A 21,514-nucleotide genomic window follows, 5' to 3' on the forward strand; every position below is an offset into this window, starting at 1 on the left:
ATTTTCTTTTCGTGCGCCAGATGCGGGCGGTCGGCTCCGGCGCGCTGAGTTTCGGCAAAAGCCGCGCGCGGCTGCTGACCCGCGACCGCAACAAAATAACGTTCAAGGAAGTGGCGGGCATAGACGAAGCCCAGGAAGAAGTTGAGGAAATTGTTGAATTTCTGAAGGACCCGAAAAAGTTCCAGTCGCTCGGCGGGCAGATGCCCAAAGGCGTTCTCCTGATGGGGCCGCCCGGCACGGGAAAAACCCTGCTGGCAAAAGCCATTGCCGGACAGGCGGACGTGCCTTTTTTCAGCATCAGCGGCTCTGATTTCGTGGAGATGTTTGTCGGCGTCGGCGCTTCGCGTGTACGCGACATGTTTGAACAGGGCAAGAAAAACGCGCCCTGCATAATTTTTATTGACGAAATTGACGCCGTGGGCCGCAGCCGGTTCAGCGGCATCGGCGGCGGACACGACGAGCGCGAACAGACCTTGAACGCACTCCTTGTGGAGATGGATGGTTTTGAAAGCCGGGACGGCGTCATTATTATCGCCGCGACCAATCGGTCGGACGTGCTGGATCCGGCCCTGCTGCGCCCCGGGCGCTTTGACCGGCAGATTGTCATAGATTTGCCGGTGATGGAAGGCCGCGAGGCCATTCTTAAAATCCACGCGAAAAAATTCACACTGGCGCCGAAAGCCGATCTCAAGCGCCTGGCGCGCGGCACGCCCGGTTTTGCGGGGGCCGACCTCGCCAACCTGCTGAACGAGGCGGCCTTGCTCGCCTCCCGGCAGGGGAAGAAAGCGATAGACAATCGCGACCTTGAGGAAGCGCGCGACAAGGTCCGCTGGGGGCGCGAGCGCCGCAGTCATGTGCTGGATGATGAGGAGAAAAAACTGACCGCTTATCACGAGTCGGGGCACGCCCTTGTTTTGCAAATGGTGGAGAAAAAGGAGCCGTTGCACAAGATAACGATTATTCCCCGCGGCACGGCTTATCTCGGCGCGACCATGCAGCTGCCTGAAAAAGACCGCTACACGGAAAGCCTGCTGAAACTGAAAGGGACCCTGACCGGCCTCATGGGCGGCCGCGCGGCGGAAGAGCTGGTTTTAGGCGATATCACCACCGGCGCGGGCAACGACCTGAAACAGGCCACCCATCTGGCAAGACTGATGGTATGCAACTGGGGCATGAGCGGCGAGCTCGGGCCGCAGACTTTCGGGGCGCAGGAGGAACTGCTGTTTCTCGGGCGGGAAATAGCCCGCAATCAGGATTTCAGCGAAGACACCTCGCGCCGGATTGATGCGGAAGTCAACCGGCTCCTGATGGAAGCCCATCAGCAGGCCGGCGAAATTCTCCGGCGAAACCGCGACAAACTTGACCTGATTGCGAAACTTTTGATTGAAAACGAAACTCTTGACGGCCGGGACGTTGAGGATATCGTCAAATACGGGCGCGTGTTGTCCGAAGAAGAGCGGGAGAAACCGGAGTCGAAGAACGAAGCCGGCTCCGGCGCAAGCCCCCTTCCGGATGCGGCGCAGAAAACATCTGATGCCGGGGAAAGCCAGCCGGCGCGCGGCGAAGGTTGAAAACGGTGAACGGAGCAGGGCCGATATGGCGATGCCGGGAGCGGACAATAGGATTTGAATCCGGCGTTTTGCTGATGGGGGTTCTGAATGTTACCCCCGATTCTTTTTCGGATGGCGGGCGATACGCCGACCCGGAAAGGGCCGCGGCCCGTGCGGCGCAAATGATCGCGGAAGGGGCGGATATTATTGATATAGGGGGGGAATCTTCGCGGCCGGGCGCTTTGCCCGTTGGGACGGACATGGAGTTGCGCCGCGTCCTGCCGGTTATTGAACGGTTGCGGTCCGAAAAGGATGTGTTCATATCCGTTGATACCAGGAAAAGCGTTGTGGCCGAGGCGGCCCTGCGCGCCGGCGCGCATATTATTAACGATATATCGGCGCTTGAGGACGACCGCGGCATGGCGGAAACGGTCCGCCGGTACGGGGCCGGCCTGATTCTTATGCATAAAAAGGGCGAACCGCGCAACATGCAGGATGATCCTCGGTACGAAAACGTTGCGGATGAGGTTCTCGCCTATTTAAAAGAACGCATCGGGGTTTTATCGGCGGCAGGGATTGAGCCCGCGCGCATCGCCGTTGATCCGGGCATCGGGTTCGGCAAATCCGCCGGGCATAATATTGAACTGATCGGGCGCATGGAAAAAATGACCGCGTGCGGCCGGCCGGTTGTTATGGGCCTCTCGCGCAAATCTTTTCTGGGCGGGATCACCGGCCGGCCCGTCAATGAGCGCCTGGCCGCCAGTCTGGGCGCGCTGGCTTATTGCGTTTTGAAAGGGGCGAATATAATGAGAGTGCACGACGTCAAAGAGTCGCGCGACGTGCTGAAAGTCTTAAACGCCTTGAACCGTTCGGGGGAAAACCGCACATGTTGACGACCGGCATATTTCCTGATTTTAACGGGTTGGTGGAAATTATATGCCTGGCCCTGGCCTTTTACTACGTGTTTTATTTTCTGCAGGGCACGCGCGGCGCGCCGATGATGGCCGGGCTTGTCATGATTTTCATCATTTCTTACGCGGCCACGCGTTTTTTCCGTCTGGAGGCCCTGGCCTGGCTGCTGGAAAGATTATCGGTTTATCTGGCCGTGGCCCTGCTGATTATTTTCCAGCCTGAAATCCGCCATGCGCTGGCCGAGTTGGGCAAGCGGCATTTTTTCGGCACTTTTGTGCCCGAACCGTCGCTGGTTGACCGGATTGTGCAGGCCGTCAACCTGCTGGCCAACCGCCGGATCGGGGCGCTCATTGCGATAGAGCGTTCTATCGGCACGCGCCCCATCCAGGAAACCGGCGTGAAAACAGACAGCGCGGTGACGCCGGAACTGCTGGCCTCTATCTTTTATCCGCATACGCCGCTGCACGATGGCGGCGTAATTATTTCGGGCGGCCGCATCGTGGCGGCCAAATGCACTTTTCCTCTCTCCCAGCAGGCGGATTTGAGCCGGATGGTCGGCACCCGCCACCGGGCGGCGGCCGGCATGTCCGATGAAACCGACGCGATCGTGGTGGTCGTATCGGAGGAAAACGGATTCATTTCAATCGGCCATAAGGGCCGTCTGATCCAGAATCTTGATGACGACCAGTTGCGCCGGTTTTTGTCGGGCGTCTTGCTGCGCTCCGTAACCCGGGTGAGCCGGCTGACGAGGGTTACGGAATGGATGAGCCATATTATGAAAATGAACAAACAGGGCAAACCGCGCGCGCAGGGCGCCTGAGGCGGCCCGGCCGTTGTTTGGCGCGCGGGAAAAACTGATATGCGGGAAATTATCCTTAACAATATTCGTCTCAAATTACTGGCGCTGGTGCTGGCGGTTTTTTCATGGTATGCCATCCGCGAGACGATCAATAACGAAATCGTTATTCCGGATATTCCGGTGGAATTCAAGATCGGCGACGGCTGGGCGGTGTTGCGGCAGTCTTCCGATGCGGTGCGGGTAACCTTCCGCGGCTCTCAGGACAACATCCGTTTGCTTGACCATAAACAAATCAAGGCGCTGGTGGATTTACGCGACAATTCGCGGGCCGGGTCTTACGACGCGCGTCTCCGTCTTGAGGACATCAAGGGCGCCCCCGGCGTGCGGCCGGTGCGGATTGAGCCGGAAATCATTCAGATCAGCACCGACCGCGAATCGGAAAAAACGGTTCCGGTCAAGAGCCGCACGACCGGCAATCCGCTGGTCGGGGAGGTGGAAAAAACGGTCTGCGAGCCGGCGGTGGTGCTGTTGCGCGGTCCGGCCCAGCAGTTGATGCAGACCGAATGGGTCCACACGGAGCCGGTGGATGTTGACGGCAGGCTGGAATCTTTTGTCAAGCGCTGCCGGGTTCTGCCACCGAGCAATACCTGGACGCCGGTCATAGAACCCGCCGAGGTGAACGTCAGCGTGCAGATTGCCGTAAAGAACGACGTCCTTGAGCTTGAAAATATTCCCGTTGAGGCGGTGGTCCGTCCGGCGGCAGCATTCAAGGTGGAAACCATCCCCGATAAGGTTAATATTGTGCTGACAGGTAAAACCGAAAAAATTGAGGAGTTGAAAAAATCAGCGCCGAAAGTTTTTGTTGATTGCGTCGGGCTTGATCCTTCGCTTACTTATGATTTGCCGGTCCTTATTTTTCTGCCGGCGGGCGATAATATAACCGCCTCGGCCGATCCGTCTTTTGTTCACGTGATTTTCAAGAAATAAAATGTCACCGCCACGGATTAACGGAAGAGCCGGCATACGCGAATTATGGGGGCTGGCCCTGCTGACTATCAGCGTTCTGATGGTTTTGGCGGCGGTTTCCTACCGGAGCGGCGATATATCCCTGCTCCGAATGCCGCCCAATGATCCGCCGCTGAATTATATCGGCCCGGCGGGCGCCTGGTTCATATTTGTCAGCCTGATGGTTTTCGGCGCGGCCGCCCTCTTTCTGCCGATCTTTTGCTTCGGCCTGGGGTTACTGCTGCTCCTGCGCCCGGACGAGCCGGTCAGGCCGTGGGCGCTCTGGGGCGCGGCCGCGATTGCCGCGTCCAGCGCGCTTTTGACGATCCACTCTTCCGGGTGGGAAACACTTTGCGCGAGGTTCAATATCACCGGTTTCAGCGGGGGACTGGCGGGCTGGCTGCTGGCTGATCAGTTTTTGTCAGCTTTGTTCGGCAGCGCCGGCGCGACGGTAATCCTGTCCGCCCTGCTTGTTACGGCGCTGGTTATGGGCGTCGGCTTGGCCCGTTTACGGACGCTGGCCGGGCGGGCCGTCGGCATGTGCCTCTTGATGCGGGCGCAAATCAAAACGGCATTGGATGCCCGCCGGTCCCGGCTGGAAAAAATTACCGTTGAAGAACGTGAAATTGCCAAAAAACGCGCGGCCCTTGAAAAAGCCATGCGGCGGGAAAAAGCAATTGCGGATGTGGCGCCCGTTCGCGATGAGCCTTCGCCGGCCGCGGCGGTTGAAAGCAGGGCGACTGCGGCAGCGCCGGCGCCAGCGCCGCCGCCGCAGACGGAAAAACGCGGGAAACCCCGGCCGGCCGTTGACAGCCAGCCGGCGGCCGCCGCTTCGCCGCCGTGCCCTCCGCCGGCCGATCAGGCGTATCAACTTCCGCCGCTTTCCCTGTTACATCCTTTGCCGACCGACAAGGAGCGCCGCATGCAGGATGATCCTGCAACCACGGCCAAGGTTTTAATAGAAACCCTGGCCGAGTTCGGCATAGAAAGCGAAATCAAACATGTTGAGCAGGGCCCGGTTGTAACCCGTTATGAGCTTTTGCCGGCGGCCGGGGTGCGCGTTGAAAGAATCGGCCAATTGACCAATAACCTGGCTCTTACCCTGAAGGCCACCAGCGTTCGCGTGCAGGCCCCCATCCCGGGCAAGGGGGTCGTCGGCATTGAGGTGCCGAATTCGTCGGCCACAAGAGTGTATTTGCGGGAGATTTTGGAAGGTGAGACCTGGCGCAACAGCCGCGCGGAAATACCGATTGTTCTGGGAAAAGATGTCGGCGGCAAAGACGTTATTCCCGACCTGGCGGCCATGCCCCATCTCCTGATTGCCGGCGCGACCGGTTCGGGCAAGACCGTCTGCATGAATTCAATTCTGGCCGGGTTGCTGATGTCCCGGACGCCGGCCCAGCTGCGCCTGATGCTTATTGACCCCAAGCTGGTTGAATTCGCGGCCTATAATGACCTGCCGCACCTTATTGTCCCCGTGATAACCGACCCGAAAAAAGTGGTCTTCGGTCTGCGCTGGGCCATCAATGAAATGGAAAAGAGATACAAGTTGTTTGCCCGTTCCGGCGTGCGGAATATCCAGGGCTACAACAGCCGTCCCATTGCCCAGGAAATGCTGCCGCCGCTGGGGGCGGAGGAAGCGGCCGAAAAAATGCCGGAACGTCTTCCTTATATTGTCATCGTGATTGACGAACTGGCCGATCTGATGATGGTGGCCCAGGCCGACGTGGAAAACCATATCGCCCGTCTGGCGCAATTGTCGCGGGCGGTGGGAATCCACATGATTTTGGCGACCCAGCGGCCGTCGGTCAACATCATTACCGGCACAATCAAGGCGAATTTTCCGGCGCGGCTTTCGTTCCAGGTGGCACAGAAGGTTGACAGCCGCACCATTCTTGACACCACCGGCGCCGATAAACTGCTCGGGCGCGGCGACATGCTTTTCCTCCAGCCGGTCTCCAGCAAATTGACACGCGCGCAGGGCGCTCTGACCGGCGATGATGACATTCATGCCATTGTTAATTTCATCAAGGAGCGCTCCCAGCCCAATTATGAGCTGGCCATCAAACAGCACCTTGAAAAGGCGGAAGGGGTTGATTTCTCCGGCGATGACAGCATAGATGAAGACCTGCTGGAAGCGGCCGTCCAGATCATCCGCGAAACCCGCCGGGCCTCCGTCTCCCTGCTTCAGCGCCGGCTTAAAATCGGCTATAACCGCGCCGGCCGCCTGATGGACCGTCTGGAGGAAAAGGGGTTCGTCGGTCCGGTGCACGGTTCGGACCCGCGTGAAATTTTGATTGACCTTGACGCGCAAAACACTTCAAATGTTCAGGAACAGCAGGGAGAAATATAATCAGCGCAGGCTTCAGCGTTCAGAGCGATTCGCGGCCGGGCGGATCCAGGCCGGACAACGGCGGCCTCCCCGCCCGTGAAATGCGCTCCTTGAACCTGGCAAAAGACACATGGAAACCATAGGACAGAAATTAAAAAACACCCGCGAAAAAAAGAAACTAGCCGCCGCCGACGTCGCCAGGGCCATCAAGGCCAAGACCGAATATATTACGGCGATGGAAAGGGACGATTTTGATAAATTGATCGCGCCAATCTATGCGCGCGGATTCATTAAGCTTTACGCCCAATACGTCGGACTTGATCCGGCGCCGCTCCTGCGCCAGTTTGACGGGGCGGCCGGCGGCGGGGGGGGGCCTCCGGTCCGGCCCGCGCCGGAGGCGCCGGCCGGGAAAAGAGTCTCGGCGCCGGAAAAACGCCGCGTGATTAAAATCAAGCTTGCCGCCCTGATGGCTGAGGCCGCCCGGATCAAACTGCCGGATTTAATCCGTTTGAAAATTCCGGCGTTGAAGCCGGCCGTGCTGCCCGGCAAAAAGAAAATGGCGGTTGTTATCGCGGTGGTTTTCCTGATTGCCGTCCTGCCCATTCTTGTCAGGCAGATTATCTCTCTGGACGCCGGAATACGGGTGCCGCCGTCCGGCCGCTGGCTGGAGGATCCCCCTGATCCTTACCTTGAAATCCCCCCTTCGGAAACGGTTCCCGCGGAACGCGGCGCGCCGTCCCCGTAATGCGGCGGGGAAGCCCAAAACTTATTTGGGCATGATTACTGGTCTGTTCCTGGTTGGGGCGCTGGAGCTTGCGGCGCGTGTTTGAGTTCCTGCATCATGGCCTGGATTTTCGGCATGATTCTGACCATCCTCTTCTGGCTTAATTCCATGCTTTTTTTGGTCAATTCCGGCGTTTTCTGCGCCATGGCCTGTCCGACCGGAGTCTTATAGAAGGCGATCATGCCGCGCAGTTCCTCTTCGGTGAAAGAGTCGGCATAGAGGGCGATATAGTCTTCCTTTATGTTATCCCAGCTCAGTTCCTTGAAGATTATCTCCATTACCTGTCCGGTTTTGTTGATAACATCCGCCGACGCCTCGGTCTGGCCGGCTGCTTGCGCCGTCATGTCAAGCCGGCTGGCTGTCATCTGTTTCACCATGGCAAAAGATTGCTCAATGGTTTCATTGACTTTCATCAGGACAAGCAGTTCCTCGGCCAGGGCCCGCTTGGGTTGTTGTTCCTGTGAAAAAGCGAATTGAATTCCGATTGCCGCCGCCAACGCCACCGCCAGGATTCTTTTCATGATACTGCTTTCCTTTCATTTATTAACGAATGCGTTTTATTTGCACATTGCCGCAACCCGCGCGGGCCGGAATTATTTGCCGTTTTGTTGTCACCGCCTTTCTTTTTTAGAATGTTTTTCAGGATTACCGCGGGGCCGGATCATCCGCCGTCCGGACGCGGAGATTGTCATACAGCACATCCAGCTCGGTGTTTTTATCCCGTGCCTGCAACGCCATCCAAACGGAATTTGCCGTTCCGATGTCACCCTCATATTTGAGGATTCCCAAGAGCTGATTGTCAACGTAATAATATATGCGCGTTCTTTCACGATCCAGCACAATCCGCATTTTGTGGAACGCCTGCGTCTCGTCCCCGACCTTAAATCCTTCCAGTTCTTTTTCCATCTCAACCGGGATTTTAATGAATCTGCGTTGAATCTTGTACCCGCATCTGCCTATGATTTTATCCTTGATGTACATAGGGCGCGCGCCTTTATCGCCTTCAAAAAACATGCAGATACTGCCGGCTTTCGTGGCGCACCCCAGGGCAACCAGTTGATAGCCGCTTGATTTTGCTATTTTGAAGTCGCCGGAAACTTCAACCAGGGAGCGGATATCCTTGGTAATTGGAAGCGTGATTTTGCATCCGGCCCATTTACCGAGGCTTGACGTTCCGGATATGCGGCCGCATTGATTGGTCACGGACCAGGCCAGCCCCGGATCGGACGATTTTGCCGTAACGCCTTTATCGTCATTGTCAAAACCGGCTTCCACCGGCGTTTCCCAGTTGAATCCGGCAAGGCGCGCGTCAACTTCGGCCTGTTCCTTGGCCATGATTTGAGGATCGGGCTTTTCCATGTTAAGTTTTTGCGACTCGTTGATCAATTTCCGGGCATCACGCATTTTTTGGTGCGATCTTTTAAAAAACGGAAATGAATCCATGAACGTTTCAACTCTCTTTCTAATTTCAGCGCATTCAGAAGACAGGTCGGACATAGCCGTCGGCGGGATAATGTTTGTGTGCCAGAAAGCGCCCGTGACAAGGGTGAAAATCAAGGCAATTCCGCTCATGATCATGACGTGTTTTGTGCGGCGGGTCAGATAATGATACGCAATGATGCCGGTCCCCAGGAGAATGACGGCCGTATTTTGAATCAAAATTTTTGATAATGCAATGCCAGCCAATATGTCGGCCGTTTTTCCGGATACAAGTATTGCTTCAGATATTTCACGTGCCATGAATATTCCGTTAAACGCCGATGAAAGGCCGATATATATCCCGGAAACGGCAAGCGATACCAGGAAAGCCGTAAAAAAGCGCGTGGTGCAGAGCGCGGCAATCCATACAAAAAAGAGAAATACCGCTGTTGAAAGGCCGTTAAAAAAATTCCAAAAAAAGATCGTTTCTAAGTGCATTGTGATGATTGATTCAAACACCGCCGGCATTCCCACCAACAGGAAAATGAAACAGAGCTTTGCCAGCAGGAGTGCCCCGCCCGATATCGGGCGGGTGAGCAAGAAAGCCGTCTGACCGGCCGGCGGGTCCTCCTGGACCACCCGGATGATGAATATGTACCCGAAAACGCTAAATAATGCCGATGGTAGGCCTACGAATAAGAAATATAAAGATAACGACGCGCCGGCGGCCGTTGTCAACCACCAGATGAGTCCGACCGATCCGAACCATGCCGCCAGCCACCATTTGAATCGCCGGATGTCTTTCCATAATAAATGCCAGACCATGTTCATTGTTTATGCCTCCATTTTGTAATTTTTTGCCAGCGCGACGAATATCTCCCGCAGGGTCATGCCGACTGTTTCAATATTTGCGCAATCCGGAAAAATCCGGTGGATGGAATCATGCCTGGTTTTTTCCTCATAGGCGCTGTCAATGAACGCCACGGCGCGGTTTTCATGTTCAACCTGAAGCCATGCCGGCGGTAAATTTACCGGCAACGCTGCCAGCGGCGCGGAGAGCGTAACGGTCGCTTTCCTGAAACGCGTTTGTAGAGAATCCAGCGATTCGGAGAGTTTAAGTTTGCCCCGGTCCAGAAAACCGACCATGTCGGCCAGTGTTTCCACCTCGTGAATATCATGCGATGAGATAAAGACCGTCCAGCGCTCGGCCTCGGTCAGTTCAAGGATTCCCTGGATCAACTCGTCCCGCACCAGCGGATCAAGACCGGTGAAGGGTTCGTCCAGCACCAGCAGGCGCGGACGATAGGCAAGGGAAACGAGGAAGGCGGTCTTGATTTTCATGCCGCGCGAAAAACCGTTTATTGACCGGTCAAGCGGCAGGTCAAATTGTTTAACCAGTCTGTTGCAAAAGGCGTCATCCCAGGCCGGATACAGCGGCTTGCAAAAGGCGGTCAATTGTTTTACGGTCATCCACTCGTATAGTTTCTGGTTTTCAGAAACATAGCCGATTTGATCAAATTCCTTTGGCCCGAGGTTTTTGGATTGCACGCCGAATATTTCCGATGCGCCGTTGTCCGGCGCGATAAGATTCAGGAGCAGTTTGATGGTGGTGGTCTTGCCCGCGCCGTTCGGACCGAGAAAAGCGAAAATGCTGCCGTCCGGCACTGTCAGTGAAAGATTGTCAACCGCCGTGAGAGAGCCGAATCGTTTTGTCAGGTTCTGGGTTGTGATGATGCTGCTCATTGTTTCTCAAACTCCTTTTTTATATTCCCCTCCTTTGGAAGGGCGACTGAAAGGCGGGTCGTATTTTTTCATTTTGTCCATTGTTTCTGCACGGCCTGCGCCAGTTCCTTTGCGTTCATCCCCAGCTGTTTTGCGTCCACGACCAGCTCTTCAATTTTGGTTTCCAGAATTTTTGCGCGTTGTTCGGCGGGGGCGGCGGGAATGGCGGCCACCGTGCAGCCGATGCCGGGGCGGACTTCAACGATTTTTTCGTGGATCAGGCGCGACATGGCTTTCTGCGCTGTGTTCGGATTGATTTTCAAGTCCTGGCTTAAGTTGCGCACAGAGGGAAGCCGGTCGCCGGGAACAAGCCGGCCGAAAGCGACGGCCTTTTTGACGGCATAGACTACCTGCTCATAAATGGGAATCCCGGCTTTTAGCTCAATTTTAAAAGGGACCATGATCCTTTATCCTCTGTCTTTTCCAGGTTTTTTCCATTTATGAACTAACTGTAATATATATCATAGTACGCGTCAAGGAGTATTTTCAGTTTTTTTTTGGGGGGGGGTATTCACCTGACCGGGACAGAGCCAGTTATTCATATCAAACTTATGGACTGGACAAAACAATGCGTTGGCTGGGGCATGGAGACGGTGATTGCTGACAACCTATAAGGGCTTGGGAACGCAATCTGAAGCGGATAAATTCTGGTCTATCAAGCCGCAGGAATATGAAAAGTCAAATGTCATCCGGTTCAGACAAGCGGCAGGATGAGATTTTTCATTTTATGTAACTTCCAAAGCGGGCTCTGCCCGCAACCCAATGTTATTAATGCTTCCTTCCCCATGTGGCACACATTTGGTTCGAAAAAGGCGGCGGCGATTCGTTCGGGCGTTTGCATTTTCATTTTTTAATCGCCGGCCTGCCGGAACAGGGTGTCACTATGGGAAATAGATTTGCGATGCGCGCGCTGTGGAAACGGATCGGCGGCGGTATTTCCCGGATTGATCTGTATGACAGTCGCTTGCATGGGTTGCCATATATTGCGGAGCGGTTGGGTTGTTCCGCCTCTGATATAGGCTCTGGATCAATGGCGTATGAGTCGGCCAAGTTCGGGGCGGCCAGGTCGGTTCTGATGCTGTCCAAGTCGGTTGAGAAAGTAATTCTGATGAATCATTATCGGGATTCTTTGATGCTGGCAAAGTTACAGACAGACGGAAACGTGCAACACGTCGTCGGGTAATCACCCGAACGTGACATATAAAGGTTCCGGGCGGCCTGCCGCCGCGTAAGCGGCGGCGGGCTGGCCGGATGGCTTGAATATAGGTATGTAAAAAATTTCCAAAATTTAATGAATTTCGGAAATACAAGGGGGAGGACTAAATTATGTTAGCAACAACGTTTGATGCCATGAAAGCAATGCTCCGTGCCGATCCATCTGTTTCACCCGGCGATCGAGCCCGCCTGCTGGTTCAGCTTCGGGAGGGCCCGGCGAAACCCGATCCTGTCCACGCCGCCGTGTCGGAATCAAGGTTAATTCGCCGTAGCGAGTGCGCCCGGAGGCTGGCCGTGTCTGTTCGCTACATGGACAAATGGGCGAAAAAAGGGATTCCGGAAAAAAGGATTCTGCCCGGCCATACAAGGGCAAGCGGATTTTTGGAGTCGGCTGTTTCCGCGCTGATTCACGGAGAGGGGGCTGCACAATGAGCACCCCATTTCGAGGCCCTGGCGCGGGCAAAATCGAGCTAAAACGCGCCAAACGTCTTGAGTGCGACGGGATGCCCCCCGATATTTGAACACGTTTCGGCGCGCCTACGCGGGAAAGAGCCTTCGTGCCGTCCACTTCCCTGGCTGGTTGGAAAATTGTTAAAAACTTGCTGGAAATTAAACCGGTTATCGGATATTATTTTGGCAAATGAAATGAGAGGAGAACTATGCAAATGACAACGCATGAAGTTGCTGAAAAAGTCAAAGCTTTACCTGATATGGAGAAATTGGCCTTGGTGGATCAGATCCTGATCCAATTGGACCGGCCTGACCCAGAAATCGACAAGGCGTGGGCGGCGGAATCTCAAAAGCGCTGGCAGGCGTACCGCGAAGGGCATGCGGATAGCATGCCATATGCTGATGTCATGGCAAAATACCGGCGCCCATGAATATTCGTTTTCTATCCCTGGCTCGGCAGGAATTGGATGATGCCTACGCTTGGTATGAGAGAGAAGCGTTCGGCTTGGGGTTTGAATTACTGGACAAAATCGACCGGACAATTCATCGGATTAAAGCCTACCCTTACTCGTGCGAGGAATTTACCGCCGGCCTCCGTCGCGCTTTGGTCAGCCGCTTTCCCTACGGCCTGATCTATGGCTTGGAAGGCAATACCATTGTGGTTGTGGCCATCGCGCATTTACATCGCGAGCCTTATTACTGGATTGATAGAGTCCGCTGATGCTTGGCGGCAACGGGCCTATGGAAACCGGCGGAGTCAATCCGTTCTGCCCGGCAACTCATGCCTGATCTCGGGTTCTGAATCGTCAGCGTAAATCTCTTCCGTGATAAGACGGTCTGTAATTTCATCAAGATAAGCGCGTGAAAGCATAACTGCCGCCACAAGCCTGCTTCTCGAATGTGGAACCGCGAGCAATGGCACGATTGAAATAAAGCGTATTTTTGGTGAAAAGGTTTTTGACACTACTAAGCCCACATTACTTGTTAGATATCTTATCGAGGCGGTTTGCTGGAACGACAAAAATGCTATCGTGTTGGACTCATTTGCTGGGTCTGGTACTACGGCTCATGCGGTTCTGGCCCAGAACAAGGAAGATGGTGGCAATCGCTGCTTCATCCTGATCGAATGCGAGGACTACGCTGATACGATCACGGCGGAGCGCATTCGCCGCGTTATCAAAGGCGTCCCAGAGGCAAAGGATAAAACGCTCAAGAAAGGGCTCGGCGGGACGTTCAGTTTCTTCAAACTCGGCAAGCCGCTTGAACTGGAAAGTATTCTTGACGGCGACAGCATGCCAACTTATGAAGAGCTTGCCCGTTACGTGTTTTATACGGCCACCGGCGAGGAATTTGATCCCGCCTTCGCCAAAGCTGCGGCGGGCAGGGACAAGACCGATGACAAATACAAAAACTTTATCGGCGAGAGTAAAAATTACCAGGTTTATCTGTTCTACGAGCCGGATATTGCAAAGCTGAAGAATCTGGCGTTGACGCTGGACATGGCAAAGAATCTTCCGGCCTTAAAGAAGGATAAGCGGCGTTTAGTCTTCGCGCCGACAAAGTATCTGGACCAGGAGCACCTTGACCAGTATCGAATTGATTTCGCGCAATTGCCTTTTGAGATTTATGAACTGACGCGGTAAATTACTGATGAGAGCCACTTCCCAAGAAGTTGCCGTTGCCTGGAGCGTGTTGAAATGGGCGCGCGAGACGATTGGCAAGAATATAGACGATGTCGCCAAACGACTCGATCTTGGTGAAAGCGTCGTTGAAAAATGGGAAAACGGCGAGAAACAACCAACACTGAAACAACTTCGGGAACTCTCTACGTTTTACAAGAGGCCCCTTGCCGTCTTCTTTCTTGCCATGCCACCACTGGAAGCACCGATACCCACTGACTTCCGGACGCTTCCGAAGACCGTCAAAAAGCCTTTTTCCGAAAAGACCCTCTTAGCTATGAGGCGCGCGCGCCGCCTCCAAGCACTGGCCGGGGACCTGAACAAGTCGCTTGAACGCGAGTACCGCGTTGAGATTGGGCAAGCCACACTGACGGATGACCCACAACCGCTTGCTGCGCGTGCCCGCGAGCGTTTGAGTGTAACAGAAGAGACGCAGTTCAAGTGGGAAGACGAAACAACGGCGCTCAACGAGTGGAAGCGCCGCGTTGAAGAATGCGGTGCCCTCGTCTTTGAACTGCCCTTTCCCATTGCAGAGGGCCGGGCTTTTTCGTTCGCCGAGGCCGATTTGCCGGCGATTGTTCTCAACAGCAACGACGCAATCAACGCGCGGACATTCTCACTTTTTCACGAATATGGGCATCTCCTAATCGGGCAAAGCGGAATATGCGATCTTAGCGAGGAAGGGAAGGCCGTCGAGCAGTTCTGTAATCGATTCGCCGGGGAAGTAATTGTCCCCCGGCAGACGCTTCTCAATCACCCGTTAGTTGGGATCCACGGGATCGCGCACGGATGGGAGGAAGAGGAACTTCAACAGGTCGCCAAGCAATTCAAGGTAAGCCGCGAGGTGATTCTGCGCCGACTTCTGATCCTTGGTCGAACCACGGAGAGGTTTTACCACCAGAAACGCGAGGAATGGGAACTCAAACTGATGGAGCAACAGAAGAAACGACGCGGTGGAAGGCGGGTTCCGTCGAGACAGTGCGTCAGGCAGAATGGAGTCCCTTTCACGTCCCTCGTGTTGGAATCGGCTGGCCGAGAAAAGATAACCTACCGAGATGTCTCGGACTACCTTGCTATAGGACTTAAACATTTGCCGGCGGTGGAATCTCTAGTACGAGAGGCAAGGAATCGGTATGGTTGATCTATTTCCGGGATACGTGATCGACACCAACGCCCTCATTGACCTTTGGAGACGGCGTTACCCACGAGATGTGTTCCCGACACTGTGGCAGAAGATTGAAGAACTGATAACATCTGGCGAAATGGTTGCCCCTCAGGAGGTCTTGAGTGAACTCCAGAAGCAACACGATGAACTGTACGCATGGGCGAAGAAACAGAAGTGTTTCAAGGACTTGGACGCCGACCAGATTGATTATGTGAAAAAGATACTTAAAGAATTCCCCTCTCTGATTGACGAGAAAAAGACGGTGCCGGATGCCGATCCGTTTGTCATTGCCTTGGCTTTGGCAAAAGGATAGAAGGTTGTATCTTCGGAGAACTCGGCGGGCGCGAGTGCGCGAAAGCGAATCCCGGATGTCTGCGCGCACTACAAAGTAACGTGTTTGGCATTGCTTGAGTTCTTCAGAGACCGGCAGTGGAATTTCTAGGGTGAACAATGCAGTTGAAGGAATACCAGCAGAGAGCCCTGGCAGAGATCAGAGATTATCTTGAACATCTGGCCGAGCTCAAAAAAAAGGCCGAAGGCATAACCGATCCCGACTTGGTTTTTGACTTTGCGGCAAAGGCGTGGGAAAAAGCCTCCATTCCCCACTGTTATGTTTCCCGGAAAAACGGGCTTGGCCAGCCGTTGCCGAATTTTTGCCTGAAGATTCCGACCGGCGGCGGGAAAACATTGCTGGCGGTCAAAACAATTGACCTCGTGAACATGCTCTACCGCAGACGGAAGACAGGGCTGGTGTTGTGGATTGTTCCGACGACGCAGATTTACCGTCAGACAATTCAAAACCTGAAAGACAGGGATCATCCCTACCGCCAGCACCTTGATCTTGCCAGCGGCGGGCATACTTTGATTTTGGAAAAGGCCGATCACTTTGCCCCGCAGGATGTACAGGAGAATCTTGTTGTCCTGATGCTCATGCTTCCATCGGCGAACCGGAAGACGAAGGAAACTTTGAAGGTTTTCAAGGACAGCGGCGGTTTTCAGGATTTCTTCCCGCCAGAGGACGACATCAAGGTCCAGGAAGCCACACTTAAACGCTTCCCGAATTTGGATACCTACGAGAAGGAAAGCGGGTTTTGGGGCAGGCAGATCAAAACATCATTAGGAAACACGCTCAGGACACTTTCTCCGGTCATCATTTTGGACGAGGGACACAAGGCCTACAGCGAGGGGGCACAGGATACCTTGCGCGGTTTCAATCCGTGCCTGATTGCCGAACTTTCTGCAACGCCGGTTCAAAGCAATATCCTCGTGGACATCACGGGACGGGAACTGCACCATGAAGAAATGATCAAACTGGATCTCCATGTTGTGAACAAGGCAAGCCCTGACTGGAAGGACACTTTGCTTGCCGGGATGAACAAGCGAAACGTGCTGGAAGAAAAGGCCAAGGAGTACGATGCTAACACCGGTATTAACATCCGGCCTATTTGCCTGATTCAAGTTGAGCGGACGAGCAAAGAACAGCAGGGCAGACGCTGGATTCATTCTGAACAAGTCCGGAAACATTTGACAAAAATCATGGGTATTCCGGCGGAACAAGTCGCGGTCAAGACAAGCGAGAAAGACGAACTCAAGGAAGTTGATGACATAGGCGGACTTCTCGGGCGTGACTGCAAGATACGGTATATAATAACAAAGCAGGCGCTTCAAGAGGGCTGGGATTGTTCGTTCGCCTACGTGCTCGTGATTCTGACGAACCCCTCTTCACAGAACGCTTTGACCCAACTTGTCGGGCGCATTCTCCGGCAACCGTACGCCCGAAAGACGCAAGTCCGGGAACTCGATGAAAGCTACGTGTTTTGTTTCCAACAGCGCGGGAAAGAACTGCTGGACAATATCAAACAGGGTTTCGAAGAGGAAGGATTAGGCGACTTGCGCGGGCATATCGCCACTGATGACGAGCACGGCAAGACGGGTGACGGCATGGACCGGATTTACGACATCCGCGAACGCTTCAAGAAGGCCGCAAGCCGAACGATTCTCCCGATTTTTGTGGTCAAGAACGGCCACGGCTGGCGGCCCGTCAACTACGAGATGGACATTGCGGCGCGCATTCCTTGGGACGACGTCATCCTGAAACCGATCATGCAGTTGACGCTTTCCAATTACGAGGAGAAAGACGTTGAGATCGGCGTCACTCTGACCGAGGACAAGTGCCGGCTTATTGAGACCAAAGCAGTGAAAGACTTGAAGGAAGGCGGTATCAGGGTTGATCCAGTTTTCATGACGCGGCAACTCGGAGACATCGTGCCGAACCCTTGGCAGGCGCATGAATTCGCCAAGAAGGTTTTGAATCATTTCCGCAAGATGGGCGGCCCTGCGACTTCGCTCGGAGTAGGCAAGCAGGACGCTGAGAGGCTTATTGCAAACAATTTTGTTTTCCTGATCGAAGAACTCCGTAAACAACTTGAGGCGGAGAAAGACCGGTTGGCCGAGAAGATCTTTTGCTCCATGCTCGAAAAAGACGAACTTCGTTTTCTGATTATCGGAAATAATTTCGATTGGTCTTTCCCAAAGTCCATTGCAATCAAACCGACTTCGAAATTTCTGACCAAGGAAAAGGGTGGGCAACTTGAACTAAGCCTTTATGATGCCGTGCCGGAGGATGACTTCAACGAGACTGAGAAAGCGGTTGCGTGGTATCTGGAGAACCAGCACCGGCTTTTCTTCTGGTATCGGAACCGCTCACGACATGACTACTCGATTCAGGGCTGGCGGGAACATCGGATTTATCCCGACTTCGTTTTCACCGCCACGAACAAGGACGCGCAGACAGATTACGAGCGCGTTTACGTGGTGGAAACCAAGGGACTGCACCTGAAGGACAACGCCAAGACGAATTATATCCGCAAGGTGTTCGACATCTGCACCCAGCAGGCCAAGTCCCGGAACTGGAACGAACTCGGGCTTGAGATGAAAGACAAGGTGCTCCGCTTTGAAGTCTTGGCCGAGGACGAATGGGAAGCAAAACTGAACGAAGTTTTGAGCGAGTAAATACCGCTTTGGAAAGAATAATTCGCGCCTTGGTGCAAAGACGCAAAGGAAGACAGGAAATAAAAAAATATGCCAACAAAAAGAAGTCCGAATATAACATGGGCGCCGCGCCCCGAAAACGCAATTCAATTCAAGGTGACGTTGAGATATATTCGGCCGCCGATCTGGCGGCGGGTAGTCTTGCCGGATAACTACAGCCTCGGCGATCTGCATGCCGTAATCCAAGTAGCGATGGGCTGGCAGAACTGTCACATGCACTCTTTTCAGATCGGCGATGTTTGTTACACCAGCAAGAATGCCTCTGAAATGGAAGACATGGACATGGAACGCGAGGATCGCATTCGGCTCAAGGAGCTTGGCGTCCGCCCGAAGCAGAAGTTTATGTATGAGTACGACTTTGGTGACAGTTGGGAACACGAGATCGTGGTTGAAAAAATTCTCCCGTTTGACCCTCAGGGGCGATATCCTGTTTGCATTGACGGCGCACGCGCCTGCCCGCCGGAAGACTGCGGCAGTTTCCCCGGCTACATGGACATACAGGAAGCGCTGAAAGTGCCGAAGAAGACCGAGGAACAGAAGGAACTTCTGGAATGGGCCGGCGATGGTTACGACCCGGAACGTTTTGATATAGAAGTTGTGAACCGGCGGTTGATTGGAAAACGGTAGAAACATAGTCTCGCGCACAGGACGGCAAGGATAATGTTAAGGATATTGAGGCTACAGAATCTGTAATTATCATGCCCGGCTTTTAAGTGTTTCCACTCCGCCCGCGTATGATCCGCGACCGAAATAAATCATCATAGCCGTCCGGGGGGATCGTCAAACGTCGGGCATTTTTACCGCTCCAATTATTTTTTCAGCCGCACAGTTTGCGTTTTTGCCATTCTCCGCCGTTGGCGGATCTGCCCGTGGCATGAAAACCAGCCGTCATAATACGCTGAAAAAACGGGCCAAAAAAGTGTATCCTATTTGTATCGCATTTTAGAACAAATCAATGCCTTTTTCTGCCTTTTCCTGCCATTTGAGAAATAGTCAATAAAATCAAGGAAAAGCGTGAACTGTATTGAAAATAAAGGGTGATCTACATCGTTCTGTAAAAAATGAAGTTTTTAAGTATACCCGATAAACAGAGATGAGTAGTTCGGCATAAGATTTTTCCTTTACAGGCCAGCTGGCAACGGATATGATTCAAACTATGAAACAAATCAAAATCATCGTTGAAAAGCATGACGATGGCTATATCGCCTATCCGCTGGGATTAAAGGGCGTTGTGGTAGCCGAAGGGGATACTTACGAACAAGCCCTGGCCGAGGTGAAATCCGCCATTAAATTTCACCTTGACACTTTCGGCCAAGACGCGCTCTCGGATGATGAATCGCCGGTTGTGGAAGCGTTTGTCGCCGAAACAGGAGTGCCCGCCTGATGCCAAAATTCCCGGTTGATGCTCCCAAGCGTCGGGTCATCAAGGCGCTGGAGATTCTTGGCTTTCGCATGGTTCGGGAGCGGGAACATATTGCCATGATCCGGGAAAATCCGGACGGCACCAAGACGCCGCTAACCATGCCGAATCATTCCACCCTCAAAAGCTCCACGCTCCGTTCTATCTGCACGCAATCCAACATTCCCCGCCCCGACTTTCTGCGGGCGTATGAGCGCGCATGAGCGCGGAACATCAACAACGTTCAAGATCGCTGTGGTATTTATGTAACTTCTAAAGTTACAAATGTAACTTTCAAAGTAACGCCTTCTTATTAGAAGGCTATAGGCTTGTTTTGGCTGATAGCCAGGACAAGCCCTTTTTTTGGCCATTGGAATAAAAAATATTATGTGAGCGCGAAGGCTGAATATATCGCATAAAGCGGCGAGAGAGCTGACAGGTTAAAACGCTTATTATTATGAACGCCGGTTTGGAATGACTCTTCTTCAGCCGGTCTGAAAGATTCCTTTTTTTCTTCCTCCTTGATCCAAACGGATCATTTTCTTTCTTCTTCTGTCGTGAGCGCGTAGAGCCTTGGCATGCTGGTCGTGGCGAGTTGCCGGCTACCCGGAGAGAGCGTTTTTAGTATTCTTCCGGATTTCAACCGGGAGGAAAAAGATGGGCACGGAAGGACTGCGAAAGTGTTGTCACTGCGGCATTTGGTTTCGTCCGCATCCACGCAATGTTTATCACCAGCGGTATTGTTCGGCGCCGGAATGCCGAGCGGCCAGCAAGCTGGCAAGCCAGGGGAAATGGTGTCGGAAGAATCCGGGCTATTTCCATGGGGAAGCGTATGTAAAGAAGGTTCAGGAATGGCGTCGGAAGCATCCAGGTTACTGGAAGGAAAAGGGCACGGCCAAAGCCTGCGGGCCGCCGGATGCGTTACAAGATCTCTTAACGGCGCAAGGCTTTGATAATCAAGAGGTAAAAGTCTTCAGGAATTGCCTTTCAAGGGAGATTTCCCGACCGTTACAAGATGTCTTGATTGCGCAAGGCCATGCTCTGAAAGGGATTGCGTCCATGATAACCGGGGAACCGTTACAAGAGGACATTGCGCGGGTGTTGACCACCTGTTACGAACGTGGGCAACGCATCGGTGGCATAGCGCCATGGATGCAGCCACAGGAGGTCAAAGATGAGAGGACGCATGCCGATTATGCCGGAGAGGCTCAGACGCATTCCCCGGCAGTTCAGTTGGATAGATCATCGTCTGGTCCGTGATGGACACGTGGAGGGACGCAGTGCCGGAGCGCTGGCGTTGTATCTGTTTCTGGTCACGGTGGCCGACGCCGAAGGACTGAGTTGGTATTCGGAACCGGCGTTGTGTCGTCATTTATCGTGTAACACAAAACAAGTGGATGACGCGCGCGCGGAACTCCAGCAGGCCGAACTGATCGCCTATCGCCAGGGGCTCTATCAAGTGCTTGACCTTGCGCCTGTGCTTTCCGTCGGCATGCCCTCGCTGCGCCGTGGCGGCGAAGCGGTATCGATCGGCGAAACGCTGACCCATATGCTTGGAGGTGTCCAATGATCAACTACAAACAATGGTGTCGGCTGAAAGAAATGGCAACGCGCGACCATTTGACAGCCGCGCAGATCGCCCGCGCTCTGGGCCTGGCGGCCCGGACCGTGCGCAAATGGCTGAAGGAATCACTGTACAGGCCGCGCAAGCGCGTGCAGCGCGCCAGCGTGCTCGATCCCTTTAAGGGGCAGATCATGGGGATGCTAAAGCTCATCTTCTACACTTTCAAAAACAAGTATGTTGCTAATCAATGGGTTATGACTGCAAAAAAATCTTTGGCACTGCATTTGTTTGTTAAATTGTGGCCACATCTATTCCTCTCGCACAGTTGGCGGAACGGCTACAGCGACGGACTGAAGCACCTTGTGCGTTACGCCCTTGAGTTGGTTGCGCAGGACAAACGACTTTCCG

The 21,514-nt window shown here is 53.8% G+C and carries 23 protein-coding genes and 1 pseudogene; 19 read left to right on the top strand and 5 right to left on the bottom strand.

Going from position 1 to position 21,514, the window contains the following annotated elements; genetic code table 11:
- The 6 genes from ftsH to PHP98_08420 all read left to right on the top strand — a co-directional run.
- A partial coding sequence (ftsH, locus tag PHP98_08395) for an ATP-dependent zinc metalloprotease FtsH (protein ID MDD5483654.1) occupies window positions 1-1,571 on the top strand: 1,571 nt, incomplete at its 5' end.
- A gap of 74 nt (window positions 1,572-1,645) precedes the next feature.
- On the top strand, window positions 1,646-2,443 hold the full coding sequence (gene folP, locus PHP98_08400) for a dihydropteroate synthase (GenBank protein MDD5483655.1): 798 nt from the start codon (window positions 1,646-1,648) through the stop codon (window positions 2,441-2,443).
- Window positions 2,437-3,282 carry a diadenylate cyclase CdaA gene (gene cdaA / locus PHP98_08405; protein MDD5483656.1) on the top strand — a complete coding sequence of 282 codons (846 nt, stop codon included), beginning with the start codon at window positions 2,437-2,439 and terminating at the stop codon, window positions 3,280-3,282. Before folP ends, cdaA begins: the two co-directional genes overlap by 7 nt.
- A 39-nt stretch (window positions 3,283-3,321) precedes the next feature.
- Complete coding sequence (locus PHP98_08410; GenBank protein MDD5483657.1) at window positions 3,322-4,248, top strand: CdaR family protein; 927 nt, start codon at window positions 3,322-3,324, stop codon at window positions 4,246-4,248.
- A gap of 1 nt (window position 4,249) precedes the next feature.
- Complete coding sequence (locus PHP98_08415) at window positions 4,250-6,619, top strand: DNA translocase FtsK (protein MDD5483658.1); 2,370 nt, start codon at window positions 4,250-4,252, stop codon at window positions 6,617-6,619.
- 109 nt (window positions 6,620-6,728) lie between these two features.
- Window positions 6,729-7,343: a helix-turn-helix domain-containing protein gene (locus PHP98_08420; protein MDD5483659.1), complete on the top strand. Its 615-nt coding sequence runs from the start codon at window positions 6,729-6,731 to the stop codon at window positions 7,341-7,343.
- Window positions 7,344-7,378: 35 nt separating this feature from the next.
- Here the strand turns inward: PHP98_08420 and PHP98_08425 are convergent, their stop codons facing one another.
- From PHP98_08425 to PHP98_08445, 5 genes are all read right to left on the bottom strand, one after another.
- Complete coding sequence (locus tag PHP98_08425) at window positions 7,379-7,903, bottom strand: DUF2059 domain-containing protein (protein MDD5483660.1); 525 nt, start codon at window positions 7,901-7,903, stop codon at window positions 7,379-7,381.
- A gap of 124 nt (window positions 7,904-8,027) precedes the next feature.
- The gene (locus tag PHP98_08430) at window positions 8,028-9,632 is read right to left on the bottom strand and encodes a hypothetical protein (GenBank protein ID MDD5483661.1); all 1,605 of its coding nucleotides are present in this window, start codon (window positions 9,630-9,632) and stop codon (window positions 8,028-8,030) included.
- A 3-nt stretch (window positions 9,633-9,635) separates the two neighbouring features.
- The gene (locus PHP98_08435) at window positions 9,636-10,544 is read right to left on the bottom strand and encodes an ABC transporter ATP-binding protein (protein MDD5483662.1); all 909 of its coding nucleotides are present in this window, start codon (window positions 10,542-10,544) and stop codon (window positions 9,636-9,638) included.
- Window positions 10,545-10,612: 68 nt separating this feature from the next.
- Window positions 10,613-10,984, bottom strand: a complete 372-nt coding sequence (locus PHP98_08440) for a GntR family transcriptional regulator (GenBank protein ID MDD5483663.1) — start codon at window positions 10,982-10,984, stop codon at window positions 10,613-10,615.
- A 293-nt stretch (window positions 10,985-11,277) separates the two neighbouring features.
- Window positions 11,278-11,430 carry a hypothetical protein gene (locus PHP98_08445; GenBank protein ID MDD5483664.1) on the bottom strand — a complete coding sequence of 51 codons (153 nt, stop codon included), beginning with the start codon at window positions 11,428-11,430 and terminating at the stop codon, window positions 11,278-11,280.
- A 36-nt stretch (window positions 11,431-11,466) separates the two neighbouring features.
- On the opposite strand from PHP98_08445, the gene PHP98_08450 reads away from it, so the two are divergent.
- The 13 genes and pseudogenes from PHP98_08450 to PHP98_08510 all read left to right on the top strand — a co-directional run.
- Window positions 11,467-11,766: a hypothetical protein gene (locus tag PHP98_08450; protein MDD5483665.1), complete on the top strand. Its 300-nt coding sequence runs from the start codon at window positions 11,467-11,469 to the stop codon at window positions 11,764-11,766.
- A 167-nt stretch (window positions 11,767-11,933) separates the two neighbouring features.
- Window positions 11,934-12,230, top strand: coding sequence for a hypothetical protein (locus tag PHP98_08455; GenBank protein ID MDD5483666.1), 297 nt, complete (start codon window positions 11,934-11,936; stop codon window positions 12,228-12,230).
- A 227-nt stretch (window positions 12,231-12,457) separates the two neighbouring features.
- Window positions 12,458-12,679, top strand: coding sequence for an addiction module protein (locus PHP98_08460; protein ID MDD5483667.1), 222 nt, complete (start codon window positions 12,458-12,460; stop codon window positions 12,677-12,679).
- Window positions 12,676-12,969 (top strand): type II toxin-antitoxin system RelE/ParE family toxin, encoded by a 294-nt coding sequence (locus tag PHP98_08465; protein ID MDD5483668.1) that lies wholly within the window; start codon window positions 12,676-12,678, stop codon window positions 12,967-12,969. Before PHP98_08460 ends, PHP98_08465 begins: the two co-directional genes overlap by 4 nt.
- A 217-nt stretch (window positions 12,970-13,186) precedes the next feature.
- Complete coding sequence (locus PHP98_08470) at window positions 13,187-13,891, top strand: DNA methyltransferase (protein MDD5483669.1); 705 nt, start codon at window positions 13,187-13,189, stop codon at window positions 13,889-13,891.
- A gap of 7 nt (window positions 13,892-13,898) precedes the next feature.
- Window positions 13,899-15,068: an XRE family transcriptional regulator gene (locus PHP98_08475; GenBank protein MDD5483670.1), complete on the top strand. Its 1,170-nt coding sequence runs from the start codon at window positions 13,899-13,901 to the stop codon at window positions 15,066-15,068.
- A pseudogene (locus tag PHP98_08480) lies at window positions 15,061-15,534 on the top strand (DUF4411 family protein). Before PHP98_08475 ends, PHP98_08480 begins: the two are co-directional and overlap by 8 nt.
- Before the next feature lie 8 nt (window positions 15,535-15,542).
- The gene (locus tag PHP98_08485; GenBank protein ID MDD5483671.1) at window positions 15,543-18,104 is read left to right on the top strand and encodes a DEAD/DEAH box helicase family protein; all 2,562 of its coding nucleotides are present in this window, start codon (window positions 15,543-15,545) and stop codon (window positions 18,102-18,104) included.
- 69 nt (window positions 18,105-18,173) lie between these two features.
- Window positions 18,174-18,770: a plasmid pRiA4b ORF-3 family protein gene (locus PHP98_08490; protein ID MDD5483672.1), complete on the top strand. Its 597-nt coding sequence runs from the start codon at window positions 18,174-18,176 to the stop codon at window positions 18,768-18,770.
- Between the two features lie 529 nt (window positions 18,771-19,299).
- Window positions 19,300-19,527 carry a type II toxin-antitoxin system HicB family antitoxin gene (locus tag PHP98_08495; protein MDD5483673.1) on the top strand — a complete coding sequence of 76 codons (228 nt, stop codon included), beginning with the start codon at window positions 19,300-19,302 and terminating at the stop codon, window positions 19,525-19,527.
- On the top strand, window positions 19,527-19,766 hold the full coding sequence (locus tag PHP98_08500; protein ID MDD5483674.1) for a type II toxin-antitoxin system HicA family toxin: 240 nt from the start codon (window positions 19,527-19,529) through the stop codon (window positions 19,764-19,766). Before PHP98_08495 ends, PHP98_08500 begins: the two co-directional genes overlap by 1 nt.
- 950 nt (window positions 19,767-20,716) lie before the next feature.
- Window positions 20,717-21,112: a hypothetical protein gene (locus PHP98_08505; GenBank protein ID MDD5483675.1), complete on the top strand. Its 396-nt coding sequence runs from the start codon at window positions 20,717-20,719 to the stop codon at window positions 21,110-21,112.
- The coding region (locus tag PHP98_08510; GenBank protein ID MDD5483676.1) for a hypothetical protein at window positions 21,109-21,514 on the top strand (406 nt) is incomplete at its 3' end. The genes PHP98_08505 and PHP98_08510, both read left to right, overlap by 4 nt.

It is taken from the genome of Kiritimatiellia bacterium (assembly GCA_028715905.1).
In the GTDB taxonomy this organism is placed as follows: Bacteria; Verrucomicrobiota; Kiritimatiellia; order JAAZAB01; family JAAZAB01; genus JAQUQV01.